This is a genomic window from Streptomyces sp. NPDC090088 (assembly GCF_044747345.1).
In the GTDB taxonomy this organism is placed as follows: Bacteria; Actinomycetota; Actinomycetes; order Streptomycetales; family Streptomycetaceae; genus Streptomyces.
This window is the reverse complement of the sequence record NZ_JBIVDZ010000007.1, coordinates 614,992-639,606: the sequence shown is the minus strand read 5'-3', so window position 1 is coordinate 639,606 and position 24,615 is coordinate 614,992. Positions and strand designations below refer to the sequence as shown.

19 protein-coding genes are annotated in these 24,615 nt (G+C 71.6%); 3 read left to right on the top strand and 16 right to left on the bottom strand.

Annotation, left to right across the window (positions count from 1 at the left end; all coding sequences use genetic code 11):
* Positions 1-2 precede the first annotated feature (2 nt).
* The gene (locus ACIPSJ_RS33745) at positions 3-2,102 is read right to left on the bottom strand and encodes a SpoIIE family protein phosphatase (protein ID WP_359225730.1); all 2,100 of its coding nucleotides are present in this window, start codon (positions 2,100-2,102) and stop codon (positions 3-5) included.
* 156 nt (positions 2,103-2,258) lie between these two features.
* Between ACIPSJ_RS33745 and ACIPSJ_RS33740 the strand changes: the two genes are divergently transcribed.
* Positions 2,259-3,686: a lipase maturation factor family protein gene (locus ACIPSJ_RS33740; protein ID WP_401351469.1), complete on the top strand. Its 1,428-nt coding sequence runs from the start codon at positions 2,259-2,261 to the stop codon at positions 3,684-3,686.
* Here ACIPSJ_RS33740 and ACIPSJ_RS33735 read toward each other — a convergent pair.
* Genes ACIPSJ_RS33735 through ACIPSJ_RS33700 form a run of 8 tightly spaced genes read right to left on the bottom strand, consistent with a single transcriptional unit; the run spans position 3,674 to position 11,509 of the window.
* Positions 3,674-4,498 (bottom strand): amidohydrolase family protein, encoded by an 825-nt coding sequence (locus tag ACIPSJ_RS33735; protein ID WP_401351467.1) that lies wholly within the window; start codon positions 4,496-4,498, stop codon positions 3,674-3,676. The genes ACIPSJ_RS33740 and ACIPSJ_RS33735 overlap by 13 nt on opposite strands.
* Positions 4,495-4,809: an L-rhamnose mutarotase gene (locus ACIPSJ_RS33730; RefSeq protein ID WP_359225723.1), complete on the bottom strand. Its 315-nt coding sequence runs from the start codon at positions 4,807-4,809 to the stop codon at positions 4,495-4,497. Before ACIPSJ_RS33730 ends, ACIPSJ_RS33735 begins: the two co-directional genes overlap by 4 nt.
* Positions 4,806-5,792, bottom strand: coding sequence for an aldo/keto reductase (locus ACIPSJ_RS33725; protein ID WP_401351465.1), 987 nt, complete (start codon positions 5,790-5,792; stop codon positions 4,806-4,808). The genes ACIPSJ_RS33730 and ACIPSJ_RS33725 overlap by 4 nt, the downstream gene beginning before the upstream one ends.
* Complete coding sequence (locus ACIPSJ_RS33720; protein WP_359225719.1) at positions 5,789-6,544, bottom strand: SDR family oxidoreductase; 756 nt, start codon at positions 6,542-6,544, stop codon at positions 5,789-5,791. Before ACIPSJ_RS33720 ends, ACIPSJ_RS33725 begins: the two co-directional genes overlap by 4 nt.
* Positions 6,541-7,890: an L-fuconate dehydratase gene (locus ACIPSJ_RS33715; protein WP_359225716.1), complete on the bottom strand. Its 1,350-nt coding sequence runs from the start codon at positions 7,888-7,890 to the stop codon at positions 6,541-6,543. The genes ACIPSJ_RS33720 and ACIPSJ_RS33715 overlap by 4 nt, the downstream gene beginning before the upstream one ends.
* Before the next feature lie 40 nt (positions 7,891-7,930).
* Entirely contained in the window at positions 7,931-8,956 is a 1,026-nt protein-coding gene (locus ACIPSJ_RS33710; protein WP_355711111.1) for an ABC transporter permease, read from the bottom strand.
* Positions 8,949-10,442: a sugar ABC transporter ATP-binding protein gene (locus ACIPSJ_RS33705; RefSeq protein WP_401351463.1), complete on the bottom strand. Its 1,494-nt coding sequence runs from the start codon at positions 10,440-10,442 to the stop codon at positions 8,949-8,951. Before ACIPSJ_RS33705 ends, ACIPSJ_RS33710 begins: the two co-directional genes overlap by 8 nt.
* A complete protein-coding gene (locus tag ACIPSJ_RS33700; protein ID WP_401351462.1) occupies positions 10,439-11,509 on the bottom strand; it encodes a sugar ABC transporter substrate-binding protein in 1,071 nt (356 codons plus the stop codon). The genes ACIPSJ_RS33705 and ACIPSJ_RS33700 overlap by 4 nt, the downstream gene beginning before the upstream one ends.
* Positions 11,510-11,672: 163 nt before the next feature.
* Between ACIPSJ_RS33700 and ACIPSJ_RS33695 the strand changes: the two genes are divergently transcribed.
* Positions 11,673-12,377 carry a FadR/GntR family transcriptional regulator gene (locus ACIPSJ_RS33695; RefSeq protein WP_359225707.1) on the top strand — a complete coding sequence of 235 codons (705 nt, stop codon included), beginning with the start codon at positions 11,673-11,675 and terminating at the stop codon, positions 12,375-12,377.
* Between the two features lie 57 nt (positions 12,378-12,434).
* Here ACIPSJ_RS33695 and ACIPSJ_RS33690 read toward each other — a convergent pair whose 3' ends face one another.
* Genes ACIPSJ_RS33690 through ACIPSJ_RS33665 form a run of 6 tightly spaced genes read right to left on the bottom strand, consistent with a single transcriptional unit; the run spans position 12,435 to position 21,795 of the window.
* Positions 12,435-15,446 carry an alpha-mannosidase gene (locus ACIPSJ_RS33690; protein WP_401351460.1) on the bottom strand — a complete coding sequence of 1,004 codons (3,012 nt, stop codon included), beginning with the start codon at positions 15,444-15,446 and terminating at the stop codon, positions 12,435-12,437.
* Positions 15,447-15,474: 28 nt separating this feature from the next.
* Complete coding sequence (locus ACIPSJ_RS33685; protein WP_401351459.1) at positions 15,475-17,487, bottom strand: endo-beta-N-acetylglucosaminidase; 2,013 nt, start codon at positions 17,485-17,487, stop codon at positions 15,475-15,477.
* Positions 17,484-18,734, bottom strand: coding sequence for a glycosyl hydrolase (locus ACIPSJ_RS33680; protein WP_401351458.1), 1,251 nt, complete (start codon positions 18,732-18,734; stop codon positions 17,484-17,486). The genes ACIPSJ_RS33685 and ACIPSJ_RS33680 overlap by 4 nt, the downstream gene beginning before the upstream one ends.
* A gap of 27 nt (positions 18,735-18,761) precedes the next feature.
* Positions 18,762-19,613: a carbohydrate ABC transporter permease gene (locus ACIPSJ_RS33675; protein WP_359225696.1), complete on the bottom strand. Its 852-nt coding sequence runs from the start codon at positions 19,611-19,613 to the stop codon at positions 18,762-18,764.
* Complete coding sequence (locus ACIPSJ_RS33670) at positions 19,610-20,497, bottom strand: sugar ABC transporter permease (RefSeq protein WP_359225693.1); 888 nt, start codon at positions 20,495-20,497, stop codon at positions 19,610-19,612. Before ACIPSJ_RS33670 ends, ACIPSJ_RS33675 begins: the two co-directional genes overlap by 4 nt.
* A 5-nt stretch (positions 20,498-20,502) precedes the next feature.
* Entirely contained in the window at positions 20,503-21,795 is a 1,293-nt protein-coding gene (locus ACIPSJ_RS33665; RefSeq protein ID WP_401351457.1) for an ABC transporter substrate-binding protein, read from the bottom strand.
* A 241-nt stretch (positions 21,796-22,036) separates the two neighbouring features.
* Between ACIPSJ_RS33665 and ACIPSJ_RS33660 the strand changes: the two genes are divergently transcribed.
* Entirely contained in the window at positions 22,037-23,083 is a 1,047-nt protein-coding gene (locus tag ACIPSJ_RS33660) for a LacI family DNA-binding transcriptional regulator (RefSeq protein ID WP_401351456.1), read from the top strand.
* Here ACIPSJ_RS33660 and ACIPSJ_RS33655 read toward each other — a convergent pair.
* On the bottom strand, positions 23,080-24,615 hold the full coding sequence (locus tag ACIPSJ_RS33655; protein WP_401351454.1) for an alpha-L-fucosidase: 1,536 nt from the start codon (positions 24,613-24,615) through the stop codon (positions 23,080-23,082). The genes ACIPSJ_RS33660 and ACIPSJ_RS33655 overlap by 4 nt on opposite strands.

The window sequence follows — 24,615 nt, the reverse complement described above, 5'->3', positions numbered from 1 at the left end:
GGTCAGTCCCCGTCGCCCTTCTCCGGCATGCGGAACTCGCACCAGACCGCCTTGCCGCCGCCGCGCGCCTCCACGCCCCACACGTCGGCGAGCTGGTCGACGAGGAGCAGGCCGCGCCCGGACACCCCGTCCTCCCCGGCCTCGCGCCGGCGCGGCAGGGCGCTGGAGGAGTCCTCGACCTCGACCCGGAGCCGGCGGTCGCTGCCGCCGAGGACCCGGAGCGTGACGATCGCCGAGCCCTCGGTGTGCATCAGCGCGTTGGTGATCAGTTCGTCGGCGACCAGCTCGATCTCGTCGGCCCGGTCCTCGGCGCCCCAGGCGCGGACGGCGGCGCGGACCATGTGCCGGGCCAGCGCGAGCGCCTCCGGGTCGCCGGAGGCCACGTGCTGCTGGAGGCGCCCGACGGCCTGCGCGCTGTCCAGGCCGCGGCGGCGCAGCAGGAGCAGGGCCACGTCGTCGTCGCCGCCCCGGTCCTCGGCGATGTCGATCAGCAGGTCGGCCAGGTCCCGTACGTCCTCCGGCCCCCCGGCGACCTGCTCGGTCAGGGCCCGCATCCCCTCGCCGAGGTCGGTACCGGGCTGCTCGACCAGCCCGTCGGTGCACAGCAGCAGGGTCTCGCCGGGGTCGAGTTCCAGGGTGGACACGGGGTATTCGAGGCTCCGGAACTCGGCGGACAGGCCGAGCGGCAGCCCGCCCTCCACGGGGACCCGGCGGCAGCCGCCGTCGGCGGCCCGGAGCAGCGGGTCGATGTGCCCGGCACGGACCACCTGGACGACCCCCGTGGCGAGGTCGGCCTCGGCGTACAGGCAGGTGGCGAACCGGTCGGTGTCGAGTTCGTCCAGGAAGACGGAGGCGCGGGCCATCACGGTGGCCGGGGCGTGGCCCTCGGCGGCGTAGGCGCGCAGCACGATGCGCAGCTGGCCCATGACGGCCGCCGCGTGGGTGTCGTGGCCCTGGACGTCGCCGATGACCGCGCCGACCCGGCCGCCGGGCAGCGGGATCAGGTCGTACCAGTCGCCGCCGATGTCCCGGCCCAGCGAGCCGCCGGCGACCGCGGAGCGGTAGCGGACGGCGACGTCGGCGCCGCGCACGCTGGGGATGGTGCGGGGCAGCATCGCCTGCTGGAGGCCCTGGGCGAGGTCCTTCTCCTGCTCGAAGAGCATGGCCCGCTGCAGGCTCTGGGCGATGCTGCTGCCGAGGGCGACCAGGACGGCGCGTTCCTCGGCGGAGAAGCCGAGCCGGTCGTTGTAGAGCAGGCCCATGGCGCCGATCGGGCGGGCCTGCGCGATCAGCGGCAGATAGGCGGCCGAGGTGATCCGCAGGTCCGTGATGTGCGGCCACAGTATGGGGTAGCCGTCGGCGAACTCCTCCGGGGACTCGATGAAGCGCGGGCTGAGGGTGCGCACCACCTCGCCCATCGGGTAGGGCTCGTCTATCCGGGTGATCCGGGTGCCCGGCACGAAGCTGCCCACCGGCCCCTCGGCGACCAGCCGGATCCGGCCGGCCTCGACCAGGCCCATCACCAGGCTGGTCGCGCCCAGGTTGGGGATGCCGTGGGTGTCCTTGAGGACGTCGATGACCTCCTGGACGCTGCGGGCGTGCGCGAGGGCGGCGGTGACCACCTGGACGACGCCGGTCTGCTGGCGCAGCGCCTCGTCCTGGGCGGCCCGCAGACTGCGCGCCTCGCTGTCCTCCAGCTCCTGGGTGGCGTCCCGGACGATCCCGACGACCCGGCGCGGGCGGCCGGTCGCGTCGCGCCGGATGTAGCCCTGGGTGTGGGTCCAGCGCGGGGTGCCGTCGCGGCGGCGGATGCGGAAGTACGCCCCGTAGTTCTCGCTGCCGTCCTTGATGGCCCGGGACACCACCGCGTCCAGCCTGCTGGACTCCGCCGACGGCACCCGGACCGCGAGGCTCTCGGGGCGCCCGTCGTACTCCTCGGGGGTCAGGTCGAACACCTCGTGCGCCTGGGCGTCCATGTGGAACAGACCGGTGTCCAGGTCCCAGTCGAAGGTCCCCATGTGGTTGAGCGCCAGGATCGGGTGGTCCGGATGGGCGGGCCAGTCGTCCGGGAGAGACGGAGCGCGCGCTCCCCGATCAGCCATGGGGCCACCATGCCAGGGGAACCCCCTATGGGCAATTCCTCCCCTATTGTCCACATCACTCGCTCGGGTTACGCAAGCGGGGAGGCGCGGTACACAGGGTGACAGGCCCGTCCGGACTCCGGGGCCGCACCATGGAGAAGGCAGGAGCGCACGGCCGTGGACTGGTTCACCGCACCCGGGTACTGGCTGAGCCGGCTGGTCTTCCAGCGGGCCCTGGCCGGGGTGTACCTCTGCGCGTTCCTGGTGGCGGCGCTGCAGTTCCGGGCGCTGCTGGGCGAGCGCGGGATGCTGCCGATCCCCCGGTACGTCGAACGGATGCCGTTCCGCCGGGCTCCGAGCCTGTTCCACCTGTACTACTCGGACCGGTTCTTCGCGGCCTGCGCCTGGGCGGGCTGCGCGGTGTCGGCGGCCCTGCTGGCGGGCGCGGACTCGCTGCTCCCCCTGTGGGCCGGGATGCTGCTGTGGCTGCTCCCCTGGGCCCTGTACCTCTCGATCGTCAACGTCGGCCAGACCTGGTACGCGTTCGGCTGGGAGTCCCTGCTCCTGGAGACCGGCTTCCTCGCCGTCTTCCTGGGCAACGACGAGGTGGCCCCGCCGGTCGTCGTGCTGTTCCTGCTGCGCTGGATCCTGTTCCGGGTGGAGTTCGGTGCGGGCCTGATCAAGATGCGCGGGGACGCCTGCTGGCGGAAGCTGACCTGCCTCCACTACCACCACGAGACCCAGCCGATGCCGGGCCCGCTGAGCTGGTTCTTCCACCACCTGCCCGGGCCGGTGCACAAGGCCGAGGTGGCCGCGAACCACGTCACCCAGCTCGTGGTCCCGGTCCTGCTGTTCACCCCCCAGCCGGTCGCGACGGCGGCCGCGTCCCTGATGATCCTCACCCAGCTCTGGCTGGTGGTCTCCGGCAACTTCTCCTGGCTGAACTGGATCACCATCGTGCTGGCCCTGTCGGCCGTCCGGCTGCCCACCGGCCACCGCACGGCGCCGCCCGTCCCGCTCTGGTACGAGGTGGCCGTCCTCGCCGTGACCGCCCTGCTGCTCTTCCTCAGCTACCACCCGGTGCGGAACATGATCTCCCGCCGGCAGGTCATGAACCGCTCCTTCGACCCGCTCCACCTGGTCAACACCTACGGCGCGTTCGGCAGCGTCAGCCGGATCCGCTACGAGGTGGTGGTCGAGGGCACCCTGGACCGGACCCCGCGCGAGGACGCGGAGTGGCGGGAGTACGAGTTCAAGGGCAAGCCGGGCGATCCCCGGCACTGGCCGCGCCAGTTCGCCCCCTACCACCTCCGCCTGGACTGGCTGATGTGGTTCGCGGCCCTCTCCCCCGCGTACGCCGGGGAGTGGTTCGGCGGCCTGGTCGAACGTCTCCTGGCGAACGACCGCGACACCCTGCGGCTGCTGCGCCGCTCCCCCTTCCCGCCGGACCGGCCCCCGCACTTCGTGCGCGCCCGCCTCTTCCGCTACCGGTACACCAGTTGGCGGGAGCTGAGGGAGACGGGCGCGTGCTGGCAGCGGACATACGTACGGGAGTTCCTGCCGCCGACGCGGCTGGCGGACGACGGCCGGTCTCAGAGGCCGTAGACGCGGGTGGCGGTGGTCTCGAGGACGGCGGTGCGGTCGGCCGGTGCGATCAGCCGGGTGGTCGCGTCGAGGACCTCGCCGTACGTCGCGGCCGCGGTGCACACCGGCCAGTCCGAGCCGAACATCAGGCGGTCCGGGCCGAAGGCGTCCAGGACCGTGTCGGCGTACGGGCGCAGGTCGTCGACCGTCCAGGAGGCGGGGTCGGCCTCGGTGACCATGCCGGAGAGCTTGCAGAAGGTGTTCGGGAGAGCGGCGAGGGAGCGTACGGCGGTGGCCCAGGGGTCCAGGGCGCCGGAGGCGATGGGGGGCTTGCCCAGATGGTCCAGGACGAAGGTGAGGCGGGGGTGGGCCTCCGCCGCCTTGACGGCGGCCGGCAGCTGGTGCGGCCGGACGATCAGGTCGTAGACGAGCCCCGCGTCCGCGAGCGCGGTCAGGCCCCGGTGCACGTCCGGGCGCAGCAGCCACTCCGGGTCCGGTTCCCCCTGGACCTGGTGGCGGATCCCCTTCAGGTACCTGCCGCCGGGGAGTTCGCGCAGGCGGGCGAGTTCGTCGGCGACGGCGGGGCGGGTGAGGTCGGTCCAGCCGACCACCGCGGCGATCAGGTCGTGGGTGTCGGCGAGGGCCAGGAACTCGGGCGTCTCCGCCGCGGCGGTGACCGTCTGGACGAGGACGGTGCCGGTGACTCCGGCCGCTCTCGCCTCCGGTGCGAGGTCGGCCGGCAGGAAGTTCCGCCGGATCGGGCTGTCTTCGGGGATCCAGTCCTGGTCCCGTACCGAGAGGTCCCAGACGTGGTGGTGGGCGTCGATGGTCACGGCAGCTCCCACACGACGGGCAGGCCGGCGTCCGCGCCCGCCTCGGAGTAGTCGTGGACGACGTCGAGGAGTTCGGCCATCCGGGCCTGCCAGGCGATGTTGACCGGGAGCTTCTCCAGTTCGCCGAGGAGCCGGCCGTAGTCCGCGCAGTCCAGGACGTGGAAGAGGTCGGTACCGCTGCGCCAGATGGTCCAGGAGGTGACACCGGCCGCCCGGATGGCGTCGGTGAGTTCGACGGGAACCTCGCGGTGGGCGGCCTCGTAGGCGGCGACGCGGTCCGCCCTGACCCTGGTGTGCAGGGCGACTCTCATGCCGGGCCCTCCGTCGGCAGGGGGGCGTCGGCGGGCAGCAGGCCGGTGGCACGCAGTTCCTGCCAGAAGGCGGCGGGCACCGGCGTGGCGAACTGCCGTGCGCCGTCCTCGATCTCGGCCGCCGAGCGGGCGCCGACCAGGACGCTCGCCACGGCCGGGTGGGCGGCGCAGAAGGCGAGGGCGGCTGCACGCAGGGTCGTGCCGTGCTGTTCGGCGAGCGCCTTGAGGCGCAGCGCGCGGGAGAGCAACTCGTCCGGCGCCTGGGTGTAGTTGTAGGTCGCGTCCGGCGTCGGGTTGGCCAGCAGGCCGGAGTTGAAGGCGCCGCCGATCACCACCGAGGCGCCGCGTTCCCCGGCGGCCGGCAGCAGGTCGGCGAGGGCGCTCTGGTCGAGGAGGGTGTAGCGGCCCGCGCACAGCACCACGTCGACGTCGGTGTCGCGGACGAACCGGGTGAGCATGGCCGTCTGGTTCATACCGGCGCCGATCGCGCCCACGACCCCCTCGGAGCGGAGCTTCTCCAGGGCCGGGTAGCCCTCGCGGAAGGCCTGTTCGGCGTGGTCGTCGGGGTCGTGCAGGTAGACGACGTCGACCCGGTCGAGGCCGAGCCGCTCCAGGCTGGCCTCCAGGGTGCGGCGGACGCCGTCGGCGGTGAAGTCCCAGACCCGGCGGAGGGTGTCGGGCACGGCGAAGCCGTTGGCGAGGTCGTCGCCGTCTCCGGGCCCGGGCTCCAGGCGCCGGCCGACCTTGGTGGAGAGCGTGTAGGCCGTACGGTCGTACTCCCGCAGCGCCTCGCCCAGCCGCCGTTCGGACAGGCCGAGGCCGTAGTGCGGGGCGGTGTCGAAGTAGCGGATGCCCTGCTGCCAGGCGGCGCCGACGGTGGCGTGCGCCTGCTCGTCCGGGACCTCGGTGTACAGGTTGCCGATGACGGCGGCGCCGAGGCCCAGGGGGCTGACCCGGACGCCGCTCCGGCCGAGGGCGTTCACCGGCCCGCCGGGCGCAGCCGCAGGCCCTGCATGCCGCCGTCGACGGCGAGGGAGGTGCCGGTGGTGGCGCCGGACAGGGGGCTCGCCAGGTAGGCGATGGCGAGGGCCACTTCGGGGGCGGAGACCAGGCGGCCGGTGGGCTGGCGGGCCTCCAGGGCGGCGCGTTCGGCGGCCGGGTCGGCGGCCTTGCCGAGCAGCCGGCCGATCCACGGGGTGTCGACCGTGCCGGGGTTGACGCAGTTGACGCGGACGCCCTCGCGGACGTGGTCGGCGGCCATGGCCAGGGTGAGCGAGTGGACCGCGCCCTTGGTGGCGCTGTACAGGGCGCGCTGGGGCAGCCCGGCGGTGGCGGCGATGGAGCAGGTGTTGACAACGGCCGCGTGCGCGGAGCGGCGCAGGTGCGGGAGGGCGGCGCGGGCGGTGCGGACCATGCCCAGGACGTTGACGTCGAAGACGCGGTGCCATTCGGCGTCGTCGTTGTCCTCGACGGTGCCCTGGGCGCCGATGCCCGCGTTGTTGATCAGCACGTCGAGGCCGCCCAGTGCTTCCACGGCGCTCGCCACGGCCGTCCGCACGGAGGTGTCGTCGGTGACGTCGGCCCGGAAGCCGAGCAGCGGCTTCTCCACGGAGGACGGGTCGAGGTCGAGGACGGCGACCTGGGCGCCGCGCTCGGCGAGGAGTTCGGCGGTGGCCCGCCCGATGCCGGAGGCGCCGCCGGTGACCAGGGCCCTGAGGCCCTCGAAGTCGGTCATGCCGCCTGTCCCTTCTGAGTCTCGGGGTCGGCGGCCCAGAAGGTGCCGCCGGGGTAGGTGTACTCCGCGACGGACTCCGGTCGCAGGGCGGCCGAGAAGCCCGGTGCGGTGGGTGCCGCGTAATGACCTTCGCGGATCACCACCGGATCGAGGAAGTGGTCGTGCAGATGGTCGACGTACTCGATGACCCGGTCCTCGGTGGTGCCGGAGACGGCCAGGTAGTCGAACATCGAGAGGTGCTGGACGAGTTCGCACAGTCCGACCCCGCCCGCGTGCGGGCAGACCGGGACGCCGAACTTGGCGGCCAGCAGCAGGATGGCGAGGTTCTCGTTGACGCCGCCGACCCGGGCCGCGTCGATCTGGACGACGTCGAGGGCGCCGGCCTGGAGCATCTGCTTGAAGACGATCCGGTTCTGGACGTGCTCGCCGGTGGCGACCTTGACCGGGGCGACCGCCCGGCGGATCGCGGCGTGGCCGAGGATGTCGTCGGGGCTGGTGGGCTCCTCGATCCAGTACGGGTCGAACTCGGCGAGGGCCTGGGTCCAGCGGATCGCCTCGTCGACGTCCCAGCGCTGGTTGGCGTCGATGGCCATCCGGATGTCCGGGCCGACGACGGCGCGGGCCACCCGGCAGCGCCGGATGTCGTCGGCCAGGTCGGCGCCGACCTTCAGCTTGATCTGCCGGAAGCCGTCGGCGACCGCCTCGGCGGCCAGCCGGGTGAGCTTCTCGTCGTCGTAGCCGAGCCAGCCCGCGGAGGTGGTGTAGGCGGGGAAGCCGCGCTCCAGGAGGCGGGCCCGGCGCTCCCCGGCGCCCTCGCGGCCCCGGCGCAGAAGGCCGAGGGCCTCTTCGGGGGTGAGGGCGTCGGTGAGGTAGCGGAAGTCGATCTGGCGGACGATCCACTCGGGTTCGGCGTCGGCGAGCAGCTGCCACAGCGGCTTTCCGGCACGGCGGGCGGCGAGGTCCCAGACGGCGTTGATCACCGCGCCGATCGCCATGTGCATCACACCCTTCTCGGGGCCGAGCCAGCGCAGCTGACTGTCCCCGATCAGGTCCTGGAAGAGCGATCCGGGGTCGTCGCAGATCTCGTCGACCGGGCGCCCGAGCACATGGTTCCGCAGCGCGTCGATCGCGGCGACCTGGACGTCGTTGCCCCGCCCGATGGTGAACGTGAACCCGTGCCCCTCGTGCCCGTCGCCCGCGTCGGTGCGCAGCACGACATAGGCCGCCGAGTAGTCGGGGTCCGGGTTCATCGCGTCGGAGCCGTCCAGCTCGCGCGAGGTGGGGAAGCGGATGTCATAGGTGTCGACCGCGGTGACGCGACCAGAGGAACCGGGGCTCGGGGACACGGACTGCCTTTCCGTCGGGGGGAGTTCGGGGCGCGGGGGATCAGTCCTGCGCCCGTCCCGTGGTGACACGGGCGATCATGAGGGCGACCAGGATGATGCCGCCGTAGATGGCCTGGATCCAGAACGACGGCACCTGCGCCAGGGTGAGCAGGTTCTGGACGACACCCAGAAGGAGTACGCCGGTCAGGGCGCCGAACATGGTGCCCTTGCCGCCGTCCAGGCTGATGCCGCCGATCACCGCCGCCGCGAACACCGTGAAGATCATGTTGTTGCCCTGGTTGGCGCTGATCGCGCCCACGTACCCGGTCTGCATGATGCCGCCGACCGAGGCGAGCACCCCGGCCACCACGAAGACCCCGAGCATCACCCGGTCGACGCGGATACCGGCGGCGCGGGCCGCGTCGGCGTTGCCGCCGATGGCGTAGAGGGCGCGGCCGACGCGGTGGTACCTGAGGACGAGCCCGGTGACCGCGAAGGCGACCGCGGCCAGCCACACCGACATGGGCACGTTGAGGAAGGTGGTGGTGGCCAGGGTGAAGAAGCTGTCGGGCATCCCGAACAGCGTCTTGCCCTTGGTGGCGCCGACCAGCACACCGCGCAGCACGATCAGCATCGCCAGCGTCACGATGAACGCGTTGAGCTTGAACTTCACGACCAGGATGCCGTTGAAGGCGCCGACGGCCGCGCCGACCACCAGGATCGCCAGCAGGGCGAGGGGGGCCGGGAACTCCGTGCCCCAGCCGGACTCCGCGGAGGGCAGCACGAGCAGCGCGCCGACGGCGGGCGCGATGCCGACGACCGACTCCAGGGAGAGGTCGAACTTGCCGGTGATCAGCACCAGCGACTCGGCGAGCACCACCATCGCGAGGGCCGCGGAGGCGCCGAGGATGGAGATCAGGTTGCGCTCGGTGAGGAACGAGTCGTTGACCACCGCGCCGAGCACCATCAGCAGCAACAGGGCGGGGACGAGGGCGAGTTCACGGGCCCGGCGCAGCAGGACGGTACGGGCCGCGCGCGGGTCCGGGGAGCGCACCGGGGTGAGCGGCGGAGCCTTGGTCTCAGCCATGGTCCACTCCTTCTATGGAGGCGATCAGCTCGTGGTCGTGCCAGCCGGCCGGGTGCTCGGCGACGATCCGGCCGTGGAAGAGGACGAGGACGCGGTCGCAGCGCCGCAGGTCGTCGAGTTCGTCGGAGACGACCAGCACGGCGGTGCCGTCCTCGCGGGCGCTGTCCACCCGGGCCAGCAGGGACTCCTTGGACTTCACGTCCACGCCCGCGGTGGGGTTGACCAGGACGAGCAGCCGGGGGTCGGAGGCCAGGGCGCGGGCCATGACGACCTTCTGCGCGTTGCCGCCGGACAGGTCGGAGACGGGCTGTTCGGGTCCCTCGGCGTGGATGTCGAGGCGTTCGATCAGCCCGGTGGCGAACCCGCGCTTGCGGTCGGTGCCGACGAACCCGTGCCGGCCCAGCCGGTCGAGCACGGTCATGGTGGCGTTGTCGCCGATGCTCATGCCGGGGACCAGGCCCTGGTCGTGCCGGTCGCGGGGCACGAAGCCGACACCGGCCCTGAGCGCGGCCCGTACGTCGCCGAACGGCAGCTGCTCGTCCCGCAGTCGCGCGGTCCCGCCGGTCGGGGTGCGCAGCCCGGCGATGGTCTCGGCGAGTTCGATCTTGCCGCTGCCGCTGGTGCCGGCCAGGCCGACGACCTCGCCGCCGCGGACGGTGAGATCGATGCCGTCGTACGCCTCCGACGTGAGCCCGCTGGTGCTGAGGACGACGGGTGCCCCGGCGGGCACCGCGTCCCGCGCCCGCTGCTCCTGCCCGGTCACCGCCTCCCCCGCCATCGCCTCCACCAGGGCGGCCCTGGGCAGGTCGGCGACGGGGGCGGTGGTGATCCAGCGGGCGTCGCGGAGGACGGTGACGGTCTGGCAGACCTCGTAGACCTCCTGGAGGTGGTGCGAGATGAACAGGAAGGTCACGCCCGAGTCCTGCAGCGCCCGCATCCGGCCGAACAGCCGCTCGATCTCCCGGTTGTCGAGCTGCGCGGTCGGTTCGTCGAGGACGATGAACCGGGCGCCGAAGCTCAACGCCCTTGCGATCTCGACCATCTGCCGGTCCTCGACCTTGAGGTCGGCGGTGCGGGCCTCGGGGTCGACGTGCACGTCCCAGGTGTCGAGCAGCGCGGCGGCTTCCCGATGGAGCCGCCGCCAGCTGATGAACCCCCGGTGCAGCGGCTGCCGGTTGATGAACAGGTTCTCGGCGACCGTCAGTTCCGGTACGACGGTCGGCTTCTGGTAGACGCAGGCCACCTTGCGCCGCCAGGCGTCCCGGTCGGCGAGCGCGGGCGCGGGTTCGCCGTCGAAGCGGACCGTGCCCTCGTCCGGGGCCTGCAGGCCGGTGAGGACGTTGACCAGGGTGGACTTGCCGGCGCCGTTGCGGCCGACGAGGGCGTGGGACTCGCCGGGCAGCACGGTGAGCCGGCCGTCGGCGAGGGCGACGGTGGGGCCGTACCGCTTGACGATGTCCCGGGCCTCAACGAGTGGCGTGATCATTTGACCGTGTTGCCCCAGAGCTTCGGGTCGTCCACGTTGTCCTTGGTGACCAGGGGCGCGGGCAGCTGGTCCTCCAGGATGCCGCTGGACAGCTTGACGATCGTGGAGTCGTGGTCGGTCGGACCCGGCTTGAACGTCTTCCCCTCCATCGCCGCCTTGATGTAGTACATGCCGTACTTGGCGTAGGCGTCGGCGGGCTGGGAGACGGTCGCGTCGATCTGGCCCTTGCGGATGGCGTCGAACTCCTGCGGGATGCCGTCGTTGGAGACGATCACTATGTGCCCGCTCTGCCCGGCCGTCTTGAGCATGCCCTTGGACTTCAGGGTCTGCAGGGTCGGGGCGAGGTAGACACCGCCGGCCTGCATGTAGATGCCCTTGATGTCGGGGTTGGCGTTGAGCAGGGTGCCCAGCTGGGAGGCGGCCGTGTCGGACTCCCACTTGGCGGGGATCTCCAGGACCTTGAGCTTCGGGTACTTCTTCTTCACACAGGACCGGAACGCCTCGGAGCGGTCCCGGCCGTTGACCGAGGCCAGGTCGCCCATGATCTGCACGACCTTGCCGCTGGTGATGTGCGCGCCGAGGTAGTCGCAGGCCTTCTCGCCGTAGGCGACGTTGTCGGCGCGTACGACCATGGCGACCTTGCCCTTGTCGGGCGCCACGTCCACGGCGACCACGGGCACGCCCTTGCGCTCGGCCTGGTCGAGGCCGGCCTCGATGGCGGCGCTGTCCAGCGGGGCGACGACGAGACCCTTCACGCCCTGGTTGAGCTCGTTGTTGATGTCGGTGATCTGCTGCGAGGGGTCACTGTTGGAGTTGACCGTCTTCAGCGCGTCGACCCCCTCGGACTTCGCCATCTTCGGCACGTAGTCGTTGTACGACTGCCAGAACGGCGAGGTCAGCAGGGGCAGGATCACCCCGACCTTGCCGGTGCCGCCGCCACCGGCGCTGCCGCTGCCGGTGTCCTTGGTGCTGCCGCACGCGGCGAGCATCAGCGAGGCACCGACGGCCAGGGCCGCCGCTCCGGTGATCCGGTACCTGTTCCGCTTCCTCAGTGTTCTGCCGGGCATCTGGCAGCTCCTCATCGAGCGTGTTCGAGCAGATGCCCGCATACTTATCAGACCACTCGACGCTTTCAACACCCTGCGGACGCGATTTTCCCGTCGAACGAGCCATAGTGGTCCGACCACCTCGCTGGCTAGACTGCGGCCCACCGGCGACAGGAGGAGCGGTGTGGACGAGACAGCCCCGCAGAAGGGCACGGTGACGCAGCGCGCCATCGAGCAGATCAAGGCGATGATCGGGGAGGGCCGCCTGGAACCGGGCCAGCGACTGCCGACGGAACGGGATCTCGCCGCCCAGCTAGGCATCTCCCGCAGCTCGATGCGCGAGGCGATCCGCGCGCTGACGGTCCTCGGCGTACTGGAGGCCCGGCACGGCTCCGGCATCTACGTCACCCAGCTGGAGGCGGGTGACCTGCTGGAGACGTTCGGGGTGGTCGCCGATCTGTCCCGCGGGCCTCGGCTGGTGGAGCTGCTGGAGGTGCGGCGGGTGCTGGAGTCGACGGCGACGGCGCTGGCCGCCGCGCGGATCAGCGCCGATCAGCTGGCCGAGGTGGAGAAGCATCTTGCCGCGATGAACGCGACGGACGATCCCGAGGAGATCCTCGCGCACGATCTCGCGTTCCATCGGGTGATCGCGGGGGCGGCCGGGAACGACACGATGGCCGCGATTCTGGAGGGGCTGTCGTCGCGGACGTTCCGGGCCCGGGTGTGGCGGGGGTATCAGGAGGAGGGGGCGTTCGCGCGGACGCGGCGGGAGCATGCGGCGATCCACCGGGCGTTGGTGGCCAGGGATCCGGAGGCGGCGCGTGCGGCGGCCGCCGCGCATGTCGGTGAGGTGGAGGAGTGGCTGCGCGCACAGCGGATAGGGGGTTAGACCGTTGTGATGTCGGGTGTGGGTGGGTGGGGGCTGGGCGCGCAGTTCCCCGCGCCCCTAGAGGGGCGCCAAGCGGAGCGTTACTAGTTCGAAGGGGCGGAGTCGCAGCGAAACGCGGTTGCCGTCCCGGTCCGGGGTCCGTTCGTCCAGTGGGCGCTCCAACAGATCTGTCGCCGTGACCTCCGAAACCTCGAAGCCCGCCGTGAGGGTCGCTCGCGCTCTGCCGCCGTGGGCCTCGTGGAAGCGGACCACCACGTCGCCGGTGCCGTCGTCGGCCAGTTTCACGGCCGTGATGACCACCGCCTCGTTGTCGACGGTGACCAGCGGGGTCACGTCCTGCCCGCCCGTCAGTGCGCGCTCCGGCAGGTTGATCCGCCATCCCTCCCGGACGGCGTCCGCGATGTCGGCGCCCGGGACCAGGGCGTGCCGGAAGCGGTGGATGCCCTGGTCGGTCTCGGGGTCGGGGAAGCGGGGGGCGCGGAGGAGGGAGACGCGGACGGTGGTCGTCGTGGATCGGTCGCCGTCGGTGCGGACGCTGCGCGTCACGTCGTGGCCGTAGGTGGAGTCGTTGACGACGGCCACGCCCCAGCCGGGTTCGGCCAGCTGGATGAAGCGGTGGTTGCAGGCCTCGAACTTGGCGGCCTCCCAGGAGGTGTTGGTGTGGGTGGGGCGGTGGAAGTGCCCGAACTGGGTCTCGGACGCGTACCGTTCGGCGTGCACGTCCAGCGGGAACGCCAGCTTCAGGAACTTCTCCGTCTCGTGCCAGTCCACCTCCGTGTCGATCAGGAGCCGGCGTTCGCCGGGTGCCAGTGACAGCACCTGGGTGACCCGGGACGAGCCGAAGGACCGTACGATCCGGACGCCCTGGTCGTCGGCGGTCAGCTCGTCGGTGTCCGTGAGGTCGGTGACGGCGTTGCGGTAGAAGGCGTCGACGTCCCAGGCGTCCCACATGTTGGGGAAGTCCGGGTGGAGTTGGAGGAGGTTGGCGGCCGTGCCGGGGGCGACGGTCTCGCGGTCGGCGTCGAGGTCGTAGGCGGACACGACCAGGCCGCGGGCGTCGATCTCGATGCGCAGGAGGCCGTTGGCGAGGACGTAGCCGCCCTCGGGCCGTTCGGAGAGGGTCACGCCACCGGGGGGCTGGGCGACGGCCGCGCCCGCGGCGGGCACGCCGTTCCTGCCGTGCGGGGCCGAGTTGAAGACCAGGGGCCGGTCCCCCTCCCCCGCCAGCGCCCGTTGGGCCGCGTCGATGACCTCGTTCAGTTCCGCGGCGATCCGCCGGTAGGTCGCCCGGGCCTCGCGGTGCACCCAGGCGATCGACGAGCCGGGCAGGATGTCGTGGAACTGGTGGAGCAGGACCGTCTTCCAGATGCGGTCCAGGTCCTCGTAGGGGTAGGGGAATCCGGTGCGCACGGCGGCGGTGGCCGCCCACAGTTCGGCCTCCCGCAGGAGGTGTTCGCTGCGCCGGTTGCCCTGCTTGGTCTGCGCCTGGCTGGTGAGGGTGGCGCGGTGCAGTTCGAGGTAGAGCTCGCCGACCCAGACGGGCGGGTTCGGGTACTCGGCCTGGGCCTTGTCGAAGAACGCCTCGGGGGTCTCCCAGACGACGGCCGGCGCGCCCTCCAGGTCGCGTACCCGGGCCGCCTTGGCGACCATCTCGCGGGTCGTGCCGCCTCCTCCGTCGCCCCACCCGGTCGGTGCGAGGGAGTGCCGGGCCCGGCCCTTGTCCTTGAAGTTGCGGGCCGCGTGGGCGAGTTCGCTGCCCTTCATCGAGCAGTTGTAGGTGTCGACGGGCGGGAAGTGGGTGAAGATCCGGGTGCCGTCGATGCCCTCCCACTGGAAGGTGTGGTGCGGGAACCTGTTCGTCTGGGACCAGGAGATCTTCTGGGTGAGGAGCCGGGTCGAGCCCGCCGCCCGGATGATCTGGGGCAGTCCGGCGGCGAAGCCGAAGGTGTCGGGCAGCCAGGCCTCGTCGTTCTCGATGCCGAACTCGTCGAGGAAGAACCGCTTGCCGTGCACGAACTGACGGGCCATCGCCTCCGAGCCGGGCATGTTGGTGTCCGACTCCACCCACATCCCGCCGGCCGGCACGAACCGCCCCTCCGCGACCGCCTTCTTCACCCGCGCCCACACCTCGGGCCGGTGCTCCTTCACCCACGCCCACTGCTGGGCCTGGGACATGGCGAACACGAAGTCGGGCTCGTCCTCGATGAGGGCGGTCATGTTGGCGGTGGTGCGGGCGACCTTGCGGACCGTCTCGCGCAGTGGCCACAGCCAGGCCGAGTCGATGTGGGCGTGTCCGACGGCGCTGATCCGGTGGGCGGAGGGCGCGGCGGGCACGGCGAGGACGTCGGCGAGGAGGGAACGGGCGCGGGCCGCCGTACCGCCCACGTCCTGGAGGTCGACGGCGTCCAGGGCGCGTTCGACCGCGCGCAGGATCTCGTAGCGGCGTGCGCCGTCGGCCGGCAGTTCGGCCATCAGCTCGCCGAGCACCTCCAGGTCGATGACCAGGTTCCACACGGTCTCGTCGAAGACGGCCAGGTCCATGCGGGTGAGCGTGTACTGCGGCTCTTGGCCGGCGGTGTCCTTGTCGCCGAGCAGGGTGGGCCGGAAGGGGTGGTAGTCGAGGATGACGGGATTGGAGGCGGCCTCGATGTGCAGCCGTACCTCCTCGCCGCCCTCGGCCGGGGTGCCGACGCGGACCCACTGGTTGCGTGGGTTGAGGCCCTTCACCGGGGTGCCGTCGGGCCGGTAGACCAGGCCCTCGCACTGGAAGCCGGGCATGTTCTCGTCGAAGCCGAGGTCGAGCAGGGCCTCCACGGTGCGGCCCGCCCACTCCTCGGGGACGGTTCCGGTCACCCGGAACCAGCTGGTGCCCCACGGAGCACCCCACCGGGCGCCCACCGCGATCGGCTCGGGCTCGGCCGCGAGCCCCTCGTCGACCGGCACGGGTTCGCCGGGGGCGTGCCAGACGGCGACGTCGAGCGGCACGGACTCGGGGTACACGGCGGGGCGGATGCGCTCGTCGAGGACGCGCCTCAGGCGGGCTTCGACCAGGCTGCGGTCGTCATGCATGTGGGGTGCTCCGTTTGTTCGTTACCGGTTACCAGGTGTGCGTGACGGTCACGGGGTCCGACGAGGTGTACAGCTCCCCTACCGCGCGCACTTCGAACCGTGCCGCGTCCTCGCCCTGCTCCGGCTGGAGCCCGGTGAGGTAGAAGGCCCGCTGGCCGGTGGCGCCGAGGAAGCGCCGGGAGCCGTCGGGCAGCAGCCGGTGCAGGGTGTGGTGGCGCACCGCGCCGGGGGCCGGGTCCCAGGCGAGGCGGAGGTCGCCGCCGCTCGCCGCGGTGATCCGCGGGGCGGTGGGCGCGCCGGGGGTGCTCACCGCGTCCCGCACGGCGATCCCGCCGAGCCGCCACCGCACGGGTCCGGCGCTCGCCGTGAGGCGGACGCCGAGGGCGTGGACGGTGCCGGAGAGGCCGGTGATCGGGACGGTCGCGGTCGACCAGCCGTCGTCGCCCGATTCCACCGGCAGATAGGTGTACGGCGGTGCCGCGCCGGCGCTGTCCGGCTCGGCGGTGGCGACGGCCAGTTCGACGTCCACGCCGCCGGCGTCGGTCCGGTACGTCAGCTCGACCACCGTCCCGGCCGAGATCGGCAGCCGGGTCGTGTACAGGTCCAGCACCACGGGCTGGTCCGGGTCACCGGCCACCAGCACGCTGCTGCCGCCGCGCCAGGCGTCGGCGAAGTCGAAGGTCACGGTCGGCCTGGTGCCCGCCGTCCGTACCGCCCACCGCCGGGAGGGCAGCCGGTCCTGGAGCCCGAGGTGGTTCCAGGCCGCGTCCGAGGTGACCTGCCCCTCCTCGTACCAGCGCAGTCCGTGCCCGGTGTTGAAGACGCTCGCGAACGGCACCGCCGACACCGTCGACCGGTCCGCCACCGACACGGCCGGCGCCCGCCAGGGATCCGTGCTGTCGGGCTGGGAGGGATCCAGCGACCGCCCGGTCCAGAACCGGTCGTCGGCGGCGTGGAAGTCGCCGGGGGTGCGGGTGGTGGGGAGGTGGTTGCGGGTCCACTCGGGCCGGTAGAAGCCGATGGACGTGACGTGTGCCGAGCCGGCGGGCACGATCGCGTCCCAGTTCACGGAGGTGTTGGAGCCGTTGGACTCGACGTCGACACCGGCCCACAACTCGTAGCGGCTGCGGCCGAGTTGGACCGCCTTGGTGCCGGAGGAGGCGAGGGTCGAGGTGCTCCACCGGAAGTCCACGAACATGTCGTCGGCGGCCTGGAAGAAGGCCTGGTTCTGGCTGTTCAGCGCGCCCTGCCAGCTGACCGTGCCGTTCACGGTCATCGCGTCGTACCAGGTGACACGCTGTCCCTGGGCGGCCGCGAGCGACTTCAGTTCGGTGACGAAGCCGAGCATGTCGGTGCCGAGGGCGGTGTTGCCGCCGCTGGTCTCGGCGTTCACGAACCAGCCGTCGAAGCCGTAGGCGGCGGCCAGGGCGACGAGTCGGTCCGCGAGGGGGTAGTGCCCGGCGGAGTCCTTCTGGACCAGGTCGCGGGTCCACTGGAGCCGGCCGCCGTAGGCCGTGGGCGGCAGGAAGATGTTGCCGAGGACGGGCACGCCGTGCCGGTGGGCGGCGTCGACGATCGGCGCGTTCGGGGCGAGGATCAGCCCCTCGCCGGCCGAGCCGCCCCAGAACACCAGTTCGTCGAGGTACGCCCAGTGGGTGAGGGCGTAGTAGTCGGCGGTGGCCGAGCCCTGGGAGGGGTTGCTGGAGGTGGGGCCGAAGGACACCAGCGACTGGACCAGGGCCTGCCCGGAGCGGGCGGTGGTGTTGGCGGGGGTCGGGGTGAAGCGGGCGGCGAGCGGAACGGAGGCCGCGTTGAAGGCGAGGTCGGGGTCGCCGGCCGCCGTCCAGGTCTTCAGGCTGCGCCAGGTGATCCCGGTGCCGGGACTGCCGGACGGGAAGGAGTCCGGGTAGAAGTAGGCGGCGTACGGCGGGTTGGCCGTGGCGGCGGCCTCGGCGGCCTTCGAGGTCGCGGCCGTGGCGGGGGTGGGTAGAAAGGCCGCCGCGGTGGCGGCGATCAGGACGGTGCGTCTGCTGGGGTTCACGAGCGGGTGCCTCCTTGTGGGGTGGGGAGTACCTGGTCGGGAGTGACGACTTCGGTGATGCCGCGCGCGGTGAGATGGTCCCGGTCGGACGCGCGGGTGTCGAGGACGGTGGTGGGGCGGGCGCCGTCGGCGGCGAGCCGGAACCAGGCGTCGAAGACGGGTCCGCCGGGTGCGCACCGGGAGCGCAGGGCCGGGTCGGCGGGTACGACGAGAGCCGTGCGGCGGGCCGTGGCCGTCGTCGGCTCGGCCGCCGCGAGGACGTGGGCGATGTCCTTGGGTTTGCGGTCGTTGGTCAACAGGCCCAGACCGTATTCGAGTTCGGGGAAGTCGGCGAGGGCGCGGCTGACGTCGTGGGAGCACCACCAGGTGATGCCCCACAGGTCGGGGCAGTCCAGTACGGCGGTGATCGTCGCCTCGGCGAAGGCGGCCGCGTGCTCGGCGGGGATCAGCGGGGCGGGCGCGCCCACCTCCTGGAGCCAGACGGGACGGTCCGGCCGGTCGGCCCAGGCCTTGCTCAACTCCACCAGATACGCGCCGTGCTGGCCGGTCTGCGGGGCGGTGCGGCCGTGGCGCTGGGCGGTGCCGTTGAACACCCAGGAGTGCACCGCGGTGAGGTCGCCGAGCCGGGCCGAGTGGGCGGGGGTGAACGGCTGGTCGTCCTGGTACCAGGCGGCGTCGTAGGAGGCGTGCAGATGGAGCCTGTCCGGGGCACCCTCGGCGCAGGCGGCGAGCAGCCGTACCAGCCATCGCTCCGCCTCCTGCTCGGTGATGCGGTCCGGATCCGGATGCGGGCCGGCGGCGAACTGGTTGACCTCGTTGCCGACGGTCATGCCGATGAAGTTCGGCCGGTCCGCGAGGGCGGCGGCGAGGGTGCGCAGATAGGCGGCCTCCGCGTCCACGGCCTCCGGGTCGGTGAAGAGGTTGCGCCGGTGCCAGGTGCGGGTCCAGGCGGGCAGGAAGTCGAAACTGCTCAGGTGCCCCTGCAGGCCGTCGACGTTGACGTCCAGGCCGCGTTCGGCGGCCGCGTCGGCGAGGGCGAGGAGCTGTTCGACGGCGCGCGGGCGGATCAGGGTGCGGTTGGGCTGGAAGTAGGGCCACAGCGGGAAGACCCTGATGTGGTCCAGGCCGAGCGCGGCGATCGAGTCGAGGTCGGCGCGGACCGAGTCCAGGTCGAAGTCGAGCCAGTGGTGGAACCACCCTTCGCTGGGGGTGTAGTTGACGCCGAAGCGCGGCAGGGCAGGAGGCATGTGCGGTCTCCTTGCGGGAACGGGGGTTCAGCCTTTGACGGCGCCTTCGCCGACCCCGCGGAAGAAGTACCGCTGGAGGCAGGCGAACAGGGCGATCAGCGGGGCCACGGCGATCACGGTGCCGGCGGCGACCAGCCGTTCGTCGTTGGCGAAGGTGCCGTGCAGGTAGTTGAGGCCGATGGTGAGGGTGAACTTGGAGGGGTCGCTGAGCACGATGAGCGGCCACAGGAAGTCGTCCCAGGCGCCCATGAAGGCGAAGATCGCGACGACCGCGACGGTGCCCTTGACGGCCGGCAGCGCGATCCGCAGGAACCGCTGCCAGACGTTGGCGCCGTCGACGTAGGCCGCCTCCTCGATCTCGTAGGGCAGGTTGAGGAAGGCGTTGCGCATCAGCAGCACGTTCATGGCGCCGACCGAGCCCGGCAGCACGACGCCGATCAGGGTGTTGTTGAGGCCGAGTTCGCGCATGGTGGTGAACTGGGCGATGATGATGCCCTCCACCGGCACGAGCATCGCGAGGATGAAGACCAGGGTGGTGATCCGGCGGCCCCGGTAGCGCAGCCGGGCCAGGGCGTAGCCGGCCAGTGCCGAGCCGACGCAGTTGGTGACGACGCTCGCGCTCGCGACCTTCAGCGAGTTGAGCACGTAGTCCCAGACGGGGATGGTGTCGGCGACCCGCTGGTAGTTGTGCAGGGTGGGGTGCTCGGGCAGGAAGCTGGGCGGCGAGCTGAAGATGTCCTCGGTCGGGCCCTTGAGCGAGGTGGACAGCTGCCACAGGAACGGGCCGACGGTGACCGCGAGGACGAGCAGGAGCAGCGCGTACCGCAGGACCAGTTCGCCGACCCGGACGCGGCGGCCGTGCTCGTCGGTCACGCTCATGGGCGCTCCCTGCGGTCCGCGCGCAGCACGAGGAGCATCAGCGTCACCGTCACCACGAAGACGACGACGGAGAGCGCCGAGGCGTAGCCGACCCGGCCGGTGAGTCCGGTGCCGGTGCGCTGGACGAGCATCACGAGGGTGGTGTCCTCGCCGGCCGGGCCGCCGGTCGGGCCCGCCATCAGGTACACCTCGGAGAACACCTTGAAGGCGGCGACCGAGGAGAGCGCGGCGACCAGGACCATCGTGGAGCGCACGGCGGGCACGGTGACGGCGAGGAAGCGGCGCACCGCTCCGGCGCCGTCGACGGCGGCGGCCTCGTGCAGTTCGCGCGGGACGTTGGCGAGCGCCGCCAGATAGATGATCATGTAGTAGCCGAGGCCCTTCCAGACGGTGACCGCCATCGCGCTCAGCAGGAGCAGCCACTGGTCGCTGAGGAAGCCGATCCGGCCGATCCCGACGGTCTCCAGCAGGGAGTTGACCAGCCCGCGTTCGTCGAGCAGCCAGACCCAGATGAGCCCGACCACGACGATCGAGGCGACGACCGGGGTGTAGAACGCCGACCGGAAGAAGGCGATGCCGGGGATGTTCTTCTGCACCAGCAGGGCGAGCAGCAGCGGCAGCACCACGAGGGCGGGCACCACCCCGAGGACGTACAGGGTGCTGTTGCGCAGGCCGGTCCAGAACATGTCGTCGTGGATCAGCTCGCGGAAGTTGGCGAGACCGACGAACTCCCCCGGGATCAGGGTGCGGCGGTCGGTGAACGAGTTGACCACTGTGGAGACGAACGGATAGAGCACGAAGGCGCCGACGACCAGCAGCCCGGGGGCGGCGAACAACCAGGGGCTGGTGGGCAGTTGACGCCGCACCCGCGAGACACCGGCCATCCGCGTCACCCCTGCTGCCGGAGCAGGGTGTCGCAGGCCTTGACAGCGTTGTCGAGGGCCGCCTCGGGGCTCTCCTTGCCCTGCAAGGCCTTGGCGACCTCGTTGCGCAGCGCGGTCTTCATCTGGTCGCTGAACAGCACCGGCGTGTAGTTGACCGCGTTCTTCAGGGACTTGGCGGCGGCGATCCGAACCCGGGTCACGTCGGTGCCGTCCTCCTTGGTGAAGTACGGGTCGTCCAGGGAGCCGGCGGTGCTGGGGAAGATGGCGACCTGCTTGGCGAAGGACATCTGGTTCCGCGCGTCGGTCACGAAGTGCGCGAAGGCGACGGCGGCCGGGGTGTGCTTGGTCTTCGTGTTGACCATCACGCCCATCACGTACATGTTGACGTGCCCGGTGCTGGTGATCTGGTCGGTGATGCCGATGTTCTTGTACAGGGTCGGCGCCTGCTTCTTGAAGTTGTCCAGGTCCAGGGCGCTGCCGGGGTTCATGGCGACGGCCCCGGTGAGGAACTTCTTGCCGGAGGACTCCGGGGTCGCGGTCAGCGCCTGCGGGTCGAGCGCCTTGGCGTCGTACAACTCCTTGTACTTGGTGAGCAGTTCGACGCCCTTGGTGTCGTTGAAGGCGAACCCGGTCCCCGCCTTGTTCATCAGCTCCACGCCGTAGCGCCCGAAGTCCTCGATCGTCGGCACGTTGGCGAGGGTGGCGACCTTGCCGTCGCTCTGCCGCGCCATCTTCAGCGCGTCGGCGAAGAGGTCGTCGTACGTCGTCGGCGGCTGCTCGGGGTCGAGGCCGGCCTGCTCGAACAGGGACTTGTTGTAGAAGAGCGGCCCGGTGTTCAGGTACCAGGGGAAGGCGTACGTCCCGGTCATCCCCGGTATCTGATGACTGGCCCAGGCCCCGTCCAGATACTCGGGCCTGTACTTGGCCGCGGCCTTGTCGAGGTCGAGGGCGAGGCCCGCCTTGGCGAGCGGGGCGACCAGGTCCGGGGAGACGTTGACGACGTCGGGGAGGGTGCCGCCGGCCGCGTCGGCACTGATCTTGTCGGCGTAGCCCTCGGCCGGCTGGTCGATCCACTTGACATGGGTGTCGGGGTACTTCTTCTCGAAGTCCGCGATGACGCCCTCGAAGTACGACTTGAAGTTCGCGCGCAGATTCCAGGTCTGGAAGGTGATGTCGCCCTCGACCTTGCCCGAGGCGTCGGAGGATCCGCCGCCGTCCTCCCCGGAACCGCAGGCACTCAGCGGCAGGGCGAGGACGGCGGCAGCGGCGAGGGCGAAGGCTCTGCGGGAGATGCGCATGGTCCGTTGCTCCTTTGCGGCGGGGTCGGATTTGCGGCGGCGGTCTGAGGTGCCGCGCCAGACCTTGCATGCCGTTTCCGCGCCGCGTCAATGGATTCGGCACAGCTAAAGTCATTAGTGACTCAAAACCCCTGCTCAGAAAGGTGTTGCCAGCGCATTGCGGCAGATCACTAATACGCTTTAGGGTGTTGCCACTCAAGCGCATTAGCGGTTCACGGTCCCGACCGAATGAGGAAGTGAGTTGGCGGAGAAACGCACCCCCGCGCGCCGGCCGACGATGAAGGACATCGCGCGCCGGGCCGGAGTCTCCGAGAGCGCGGTCTCCTTCGCGCTCAACGGCCGTCCCGGGGTCTCCGAGACCACCCGGGCCCGGGTCCACCGGGTGGCCGAACAGCTCGGCTGGCGGCCCAGCACGGCCGCCCGCGCCCTGTCCGGCGAGGGCGCGGCCACCGTCGGCTTCGTCCTCGCCCGCCCCGCGCACTCGCTCGGCGTGGACTCCTTCTTCCTCCAACTGGTCTCCGGCATCCAGGAGGTGCTCGCCGAACGCCACCTGGGCCTGCTCTTCCAGATGGCGGAGGACGTGGCCGACGAGTGCGCGGTCTACCGCCGCTGGTGGGCCGAGCACCGGGTCGACGGCATCCTGGTGGTCGACCCCCGCGCCGACGACCCCCGCCCCGACCTCCTCGACGAACTCGGCCTGCCCGCCGTGGTGATCGGCGGCGCCCCCGACGAACGCCATCCCGGACTGTCCACGGTCTGGGCCGACGACGCGGCCGCGATGGCCTCCGTGGTCGACGAGCTGACCGCACTCGGCCATCGCCGGATCGTGCACATCGCGGGCCTGCCCGGCCTCGCCCACACCCAGCGCCGGATCCGTACCCTGCGCACCGAGGCGGAGGGCCGGGGCCTGTCCGAGGTCCGCTCGGTCACCACCGACTACTCCGACGCCGAGGGCGCCGCCGTGACCCGCCGCGTCCTGCGCACCACCCCGCCCCCGACCGCCCTCATCTACGACAACGACGTGATGGCGGTCGCCGGCGTCGCCGCGGCCGCCGAACTCGGCTACTCCGTCCCCGACGACATCTCCGTCGTCTCCTGGGAGGACTCCGCCCTCTGCCGCATGGTCAAGCCCTGGCTCTCCGCCCTCTCCCGCGACAGCACCGAGTTCGGCCGCACGGCCGCCCGTGAACTGACGTCCTTGCTGGACGGGGGCGCGGCCCGGGCGGTACGGGTACCGGTGCCGCGCCTCGCCCTCCGGGGCAGCACGGCACCGGCCACCCGCTCCTAGACCGACGACCGGTACAGCCCGAACTCCGCGATCCGCACCCCCGCCCGCGCCGCCGTGACCCGTACCCGCCAGCGCCGTGCGCGGACCGGCTCCGTCAGCCGCAGGATCCGGCTCGCGCCGACCGTGCCGGCCGTGGCCACCGGGGACCAGGCGCCCGCCGTGTACGCCTCGACCACAAGGCTCTCCACCTGCTGCCCGAACCGGATGTCCTCGGCCAGCCGGACACGGTCCACGTCCAGCTCGCGGCCGAGGTCCACGGTCACCCCGCCCGGTGTCACGGATCGCCGCGCGCCCCGGGTCAGGTCGGCGGGCAGTTCCCGGTCCACCCGCTCCCGGAACTCACGGAGCCGGACGACGTCCGTGGCGTGCAGCAGGCCGTCGGTGTCCGGTGGGACGTTGAGCAGGAGGACGGCGTTGCGGCCGACCGAGCCGAAGTAGATCTCGGTCAAGTCGTCGACGGATTTGGGTTGTTGGTCGGCGTGGTAGAACCAGCCGTCGCGGATCGACACATCGCACTCGGCCGGCCACCACTGCAGGTAGTCGGTCTTCGGCTGGGCGGTGACCAGGGCCGCACGGCTGCCCTCGTCGGCGGTGTCGTAGGAGAGGGCCCAGTCCGTGCGGCCGTACTGGTTCTCCTTGACCGGGAGGACGCTCCACTCGTCCTCGCGGGCGAGGCCGCCCTCATTGCCGACCCAGCGGACGTCGGGCCCGGTGACGGCGATGGACGCGTCGGGGGCGAGGGTGCGCACCAGCGTGTACCAGCTGTCCCAGTCGTAGTTCTCCACCTTGCCCGGCGGGATGTGGCCCTGGGCGCCGTCGAACCAGACCTCGTCGACCGGGCCGTACTCGGTGAGGACCTCGTAGAGGGTGTTGAGCATGTGGGCGCCGTAGTCGGTGGCGTCGAGGGTGAGGAAGCGGGACGGGGAGCGGCTGTCGCCGTCCACCAGGGTCGGGATCGTACGGGCGGACCGTGCGCTGCCGTTGGCGTACACGCCGTGCAGGTACTGGTTCTCGTCGGCCGGGGAGAGGTAGACACCGACCTTCAGGCCGTACCGGCGCATGGAGTCCGCGAAGGAGCGGAGGACGTCGCCGTGGCCGTCCCGCCAACTGCTCGATCCCACGGTGTGGTCGGTGTAGCGGGACGGGTAGAGGACGAAGCCGTCGTGGTGTTTGACGGTGAGGATGGCGAGGCGGAAGCCGCCGTCGCGCAGGGCCCGGGCCCACTGGTCGGTGTCGAGGCCGGTCGGCTGGAAGACGTTCGGGTTCTCGTCGCCGGTGCCCCACTCCAGGCCGGTGAAGGTGTTCACGCCGAAGTGCAGGAAGGCGGTGCGTTCCAGTGCCTGCCAGGCGGTCTGCCGTGCGGTGGGGCGGACTTGGGAGGCCTTGCGGACCAGGTCGGCCGGGGTGTCGTCGGGGGTGACGGGGATACGGGAGAGGTCGGGGTCCGCGGCGGTGGCGGGGAGGGCCGGGAGGCCTGCCGTCACCGCCAGGGTGGCTGCCGAGGCGACGAAGACGCGCCTGGAGAGATCCAT

What these genes read in the sequence shown, in the direction of transcription:
- ACIPSJ_RS33655 (WP_401351454.1), bottom strand. Translation starts at nt 24,615, where the DNA reads ATGGATCTCTCCAGGCGCGTCTTCGTCGCCTCGGCAGCCACCCTGGCG.
- ACIPSJ_RS33700 (WP_401351462.1), bottom strand. Translation starts at nt 11,509, where the DNA reads ATGCCCGGCAGAACACTGAGGAAGCGGAACAGGTACCGGATCACCGGA.
- ACIPSJ_RS33720 (WP_359225719.1), bottom strand. Translation starts at nt 6,544, where the DNA reads ATGACCGACTTCGAGGGCCTCAGGGCCCTGGTCACCGGCGGCGCCTCC.
- ACIPSJ_RS33680 (WP_401351458.1), bottom strand. Translation starts at nt 18,734, where the DNA reads ATGCCTCCTGCCCTGCCGCGCTTCGGCGTCAACTACACCCCCAGCGAA.
- ACIPSJ_RS33745 (WP_359225730.1), bottom strand. Translation starts at nt 2,102, where the DNA reads ATGGCTGATCGGGGAGCGCGCGCTCCGTCTCTCCCGGACGACTGGCCC.
- ACIPSJ_RS33705 (WP_401351463.1), bottom strand. Translation starts at nt 10,442, where the DNA reads ATGATCACGCCACTCGTTGAGGCCCGGGACATCGTCAAGCGGTACGGC.
- ACIPSJ_RS33710 (WP_355711111.1), bottom strand. Translation starts at nt 8,956, where the DNA reads ATGGCTGAGACCAAGGCTCCGCCGCTCACCCCGGTGCGCTCCCCGGAC.
- ACIPSJ_RS33690 (WP_401351460.1), bottom strand. Translation starts at nt 15,446, where the DNA reads ATGCATGACGACCGCAGCCTGGTCGAAGCCCGCCTGAGGCGCGTCCTC.
- ACIPSJ_RS33665 (WP_401351457.1), bottom strand. Translation starts at nt 21,795, where the DNA reads ATGCGCATCTCCCGCAGAGCCTTCGCCCTCGCCGCTGCCGCCGTCCTC.
- ACIPSJ_RS33675 (WP_359225696.1), bottom strand. Translation starts at nt 19,613, where the DNA reads ATGAGCGTGACCGACGAGCACGGCCGCCGCGTCCGGGTCGGCGAACTG.
- ACIPSJ_RS33670 (WP_359225693.1), bottom strand. Translation starts at nt 20,497, where the DNA reads ATGGCCGGTGTCTCGCGGGTGCGGCGTCAACTGCCCACCAGCCCCTGG.
- ACIPSJ_RS33730 (WP_359225723.1), bottom strand. Translation starts at nt 4,809, where the DNA reads ATGAGAGTCGCCCTGCACACCAGGGTCAGGGCGGACCGCGTCGCCGCC.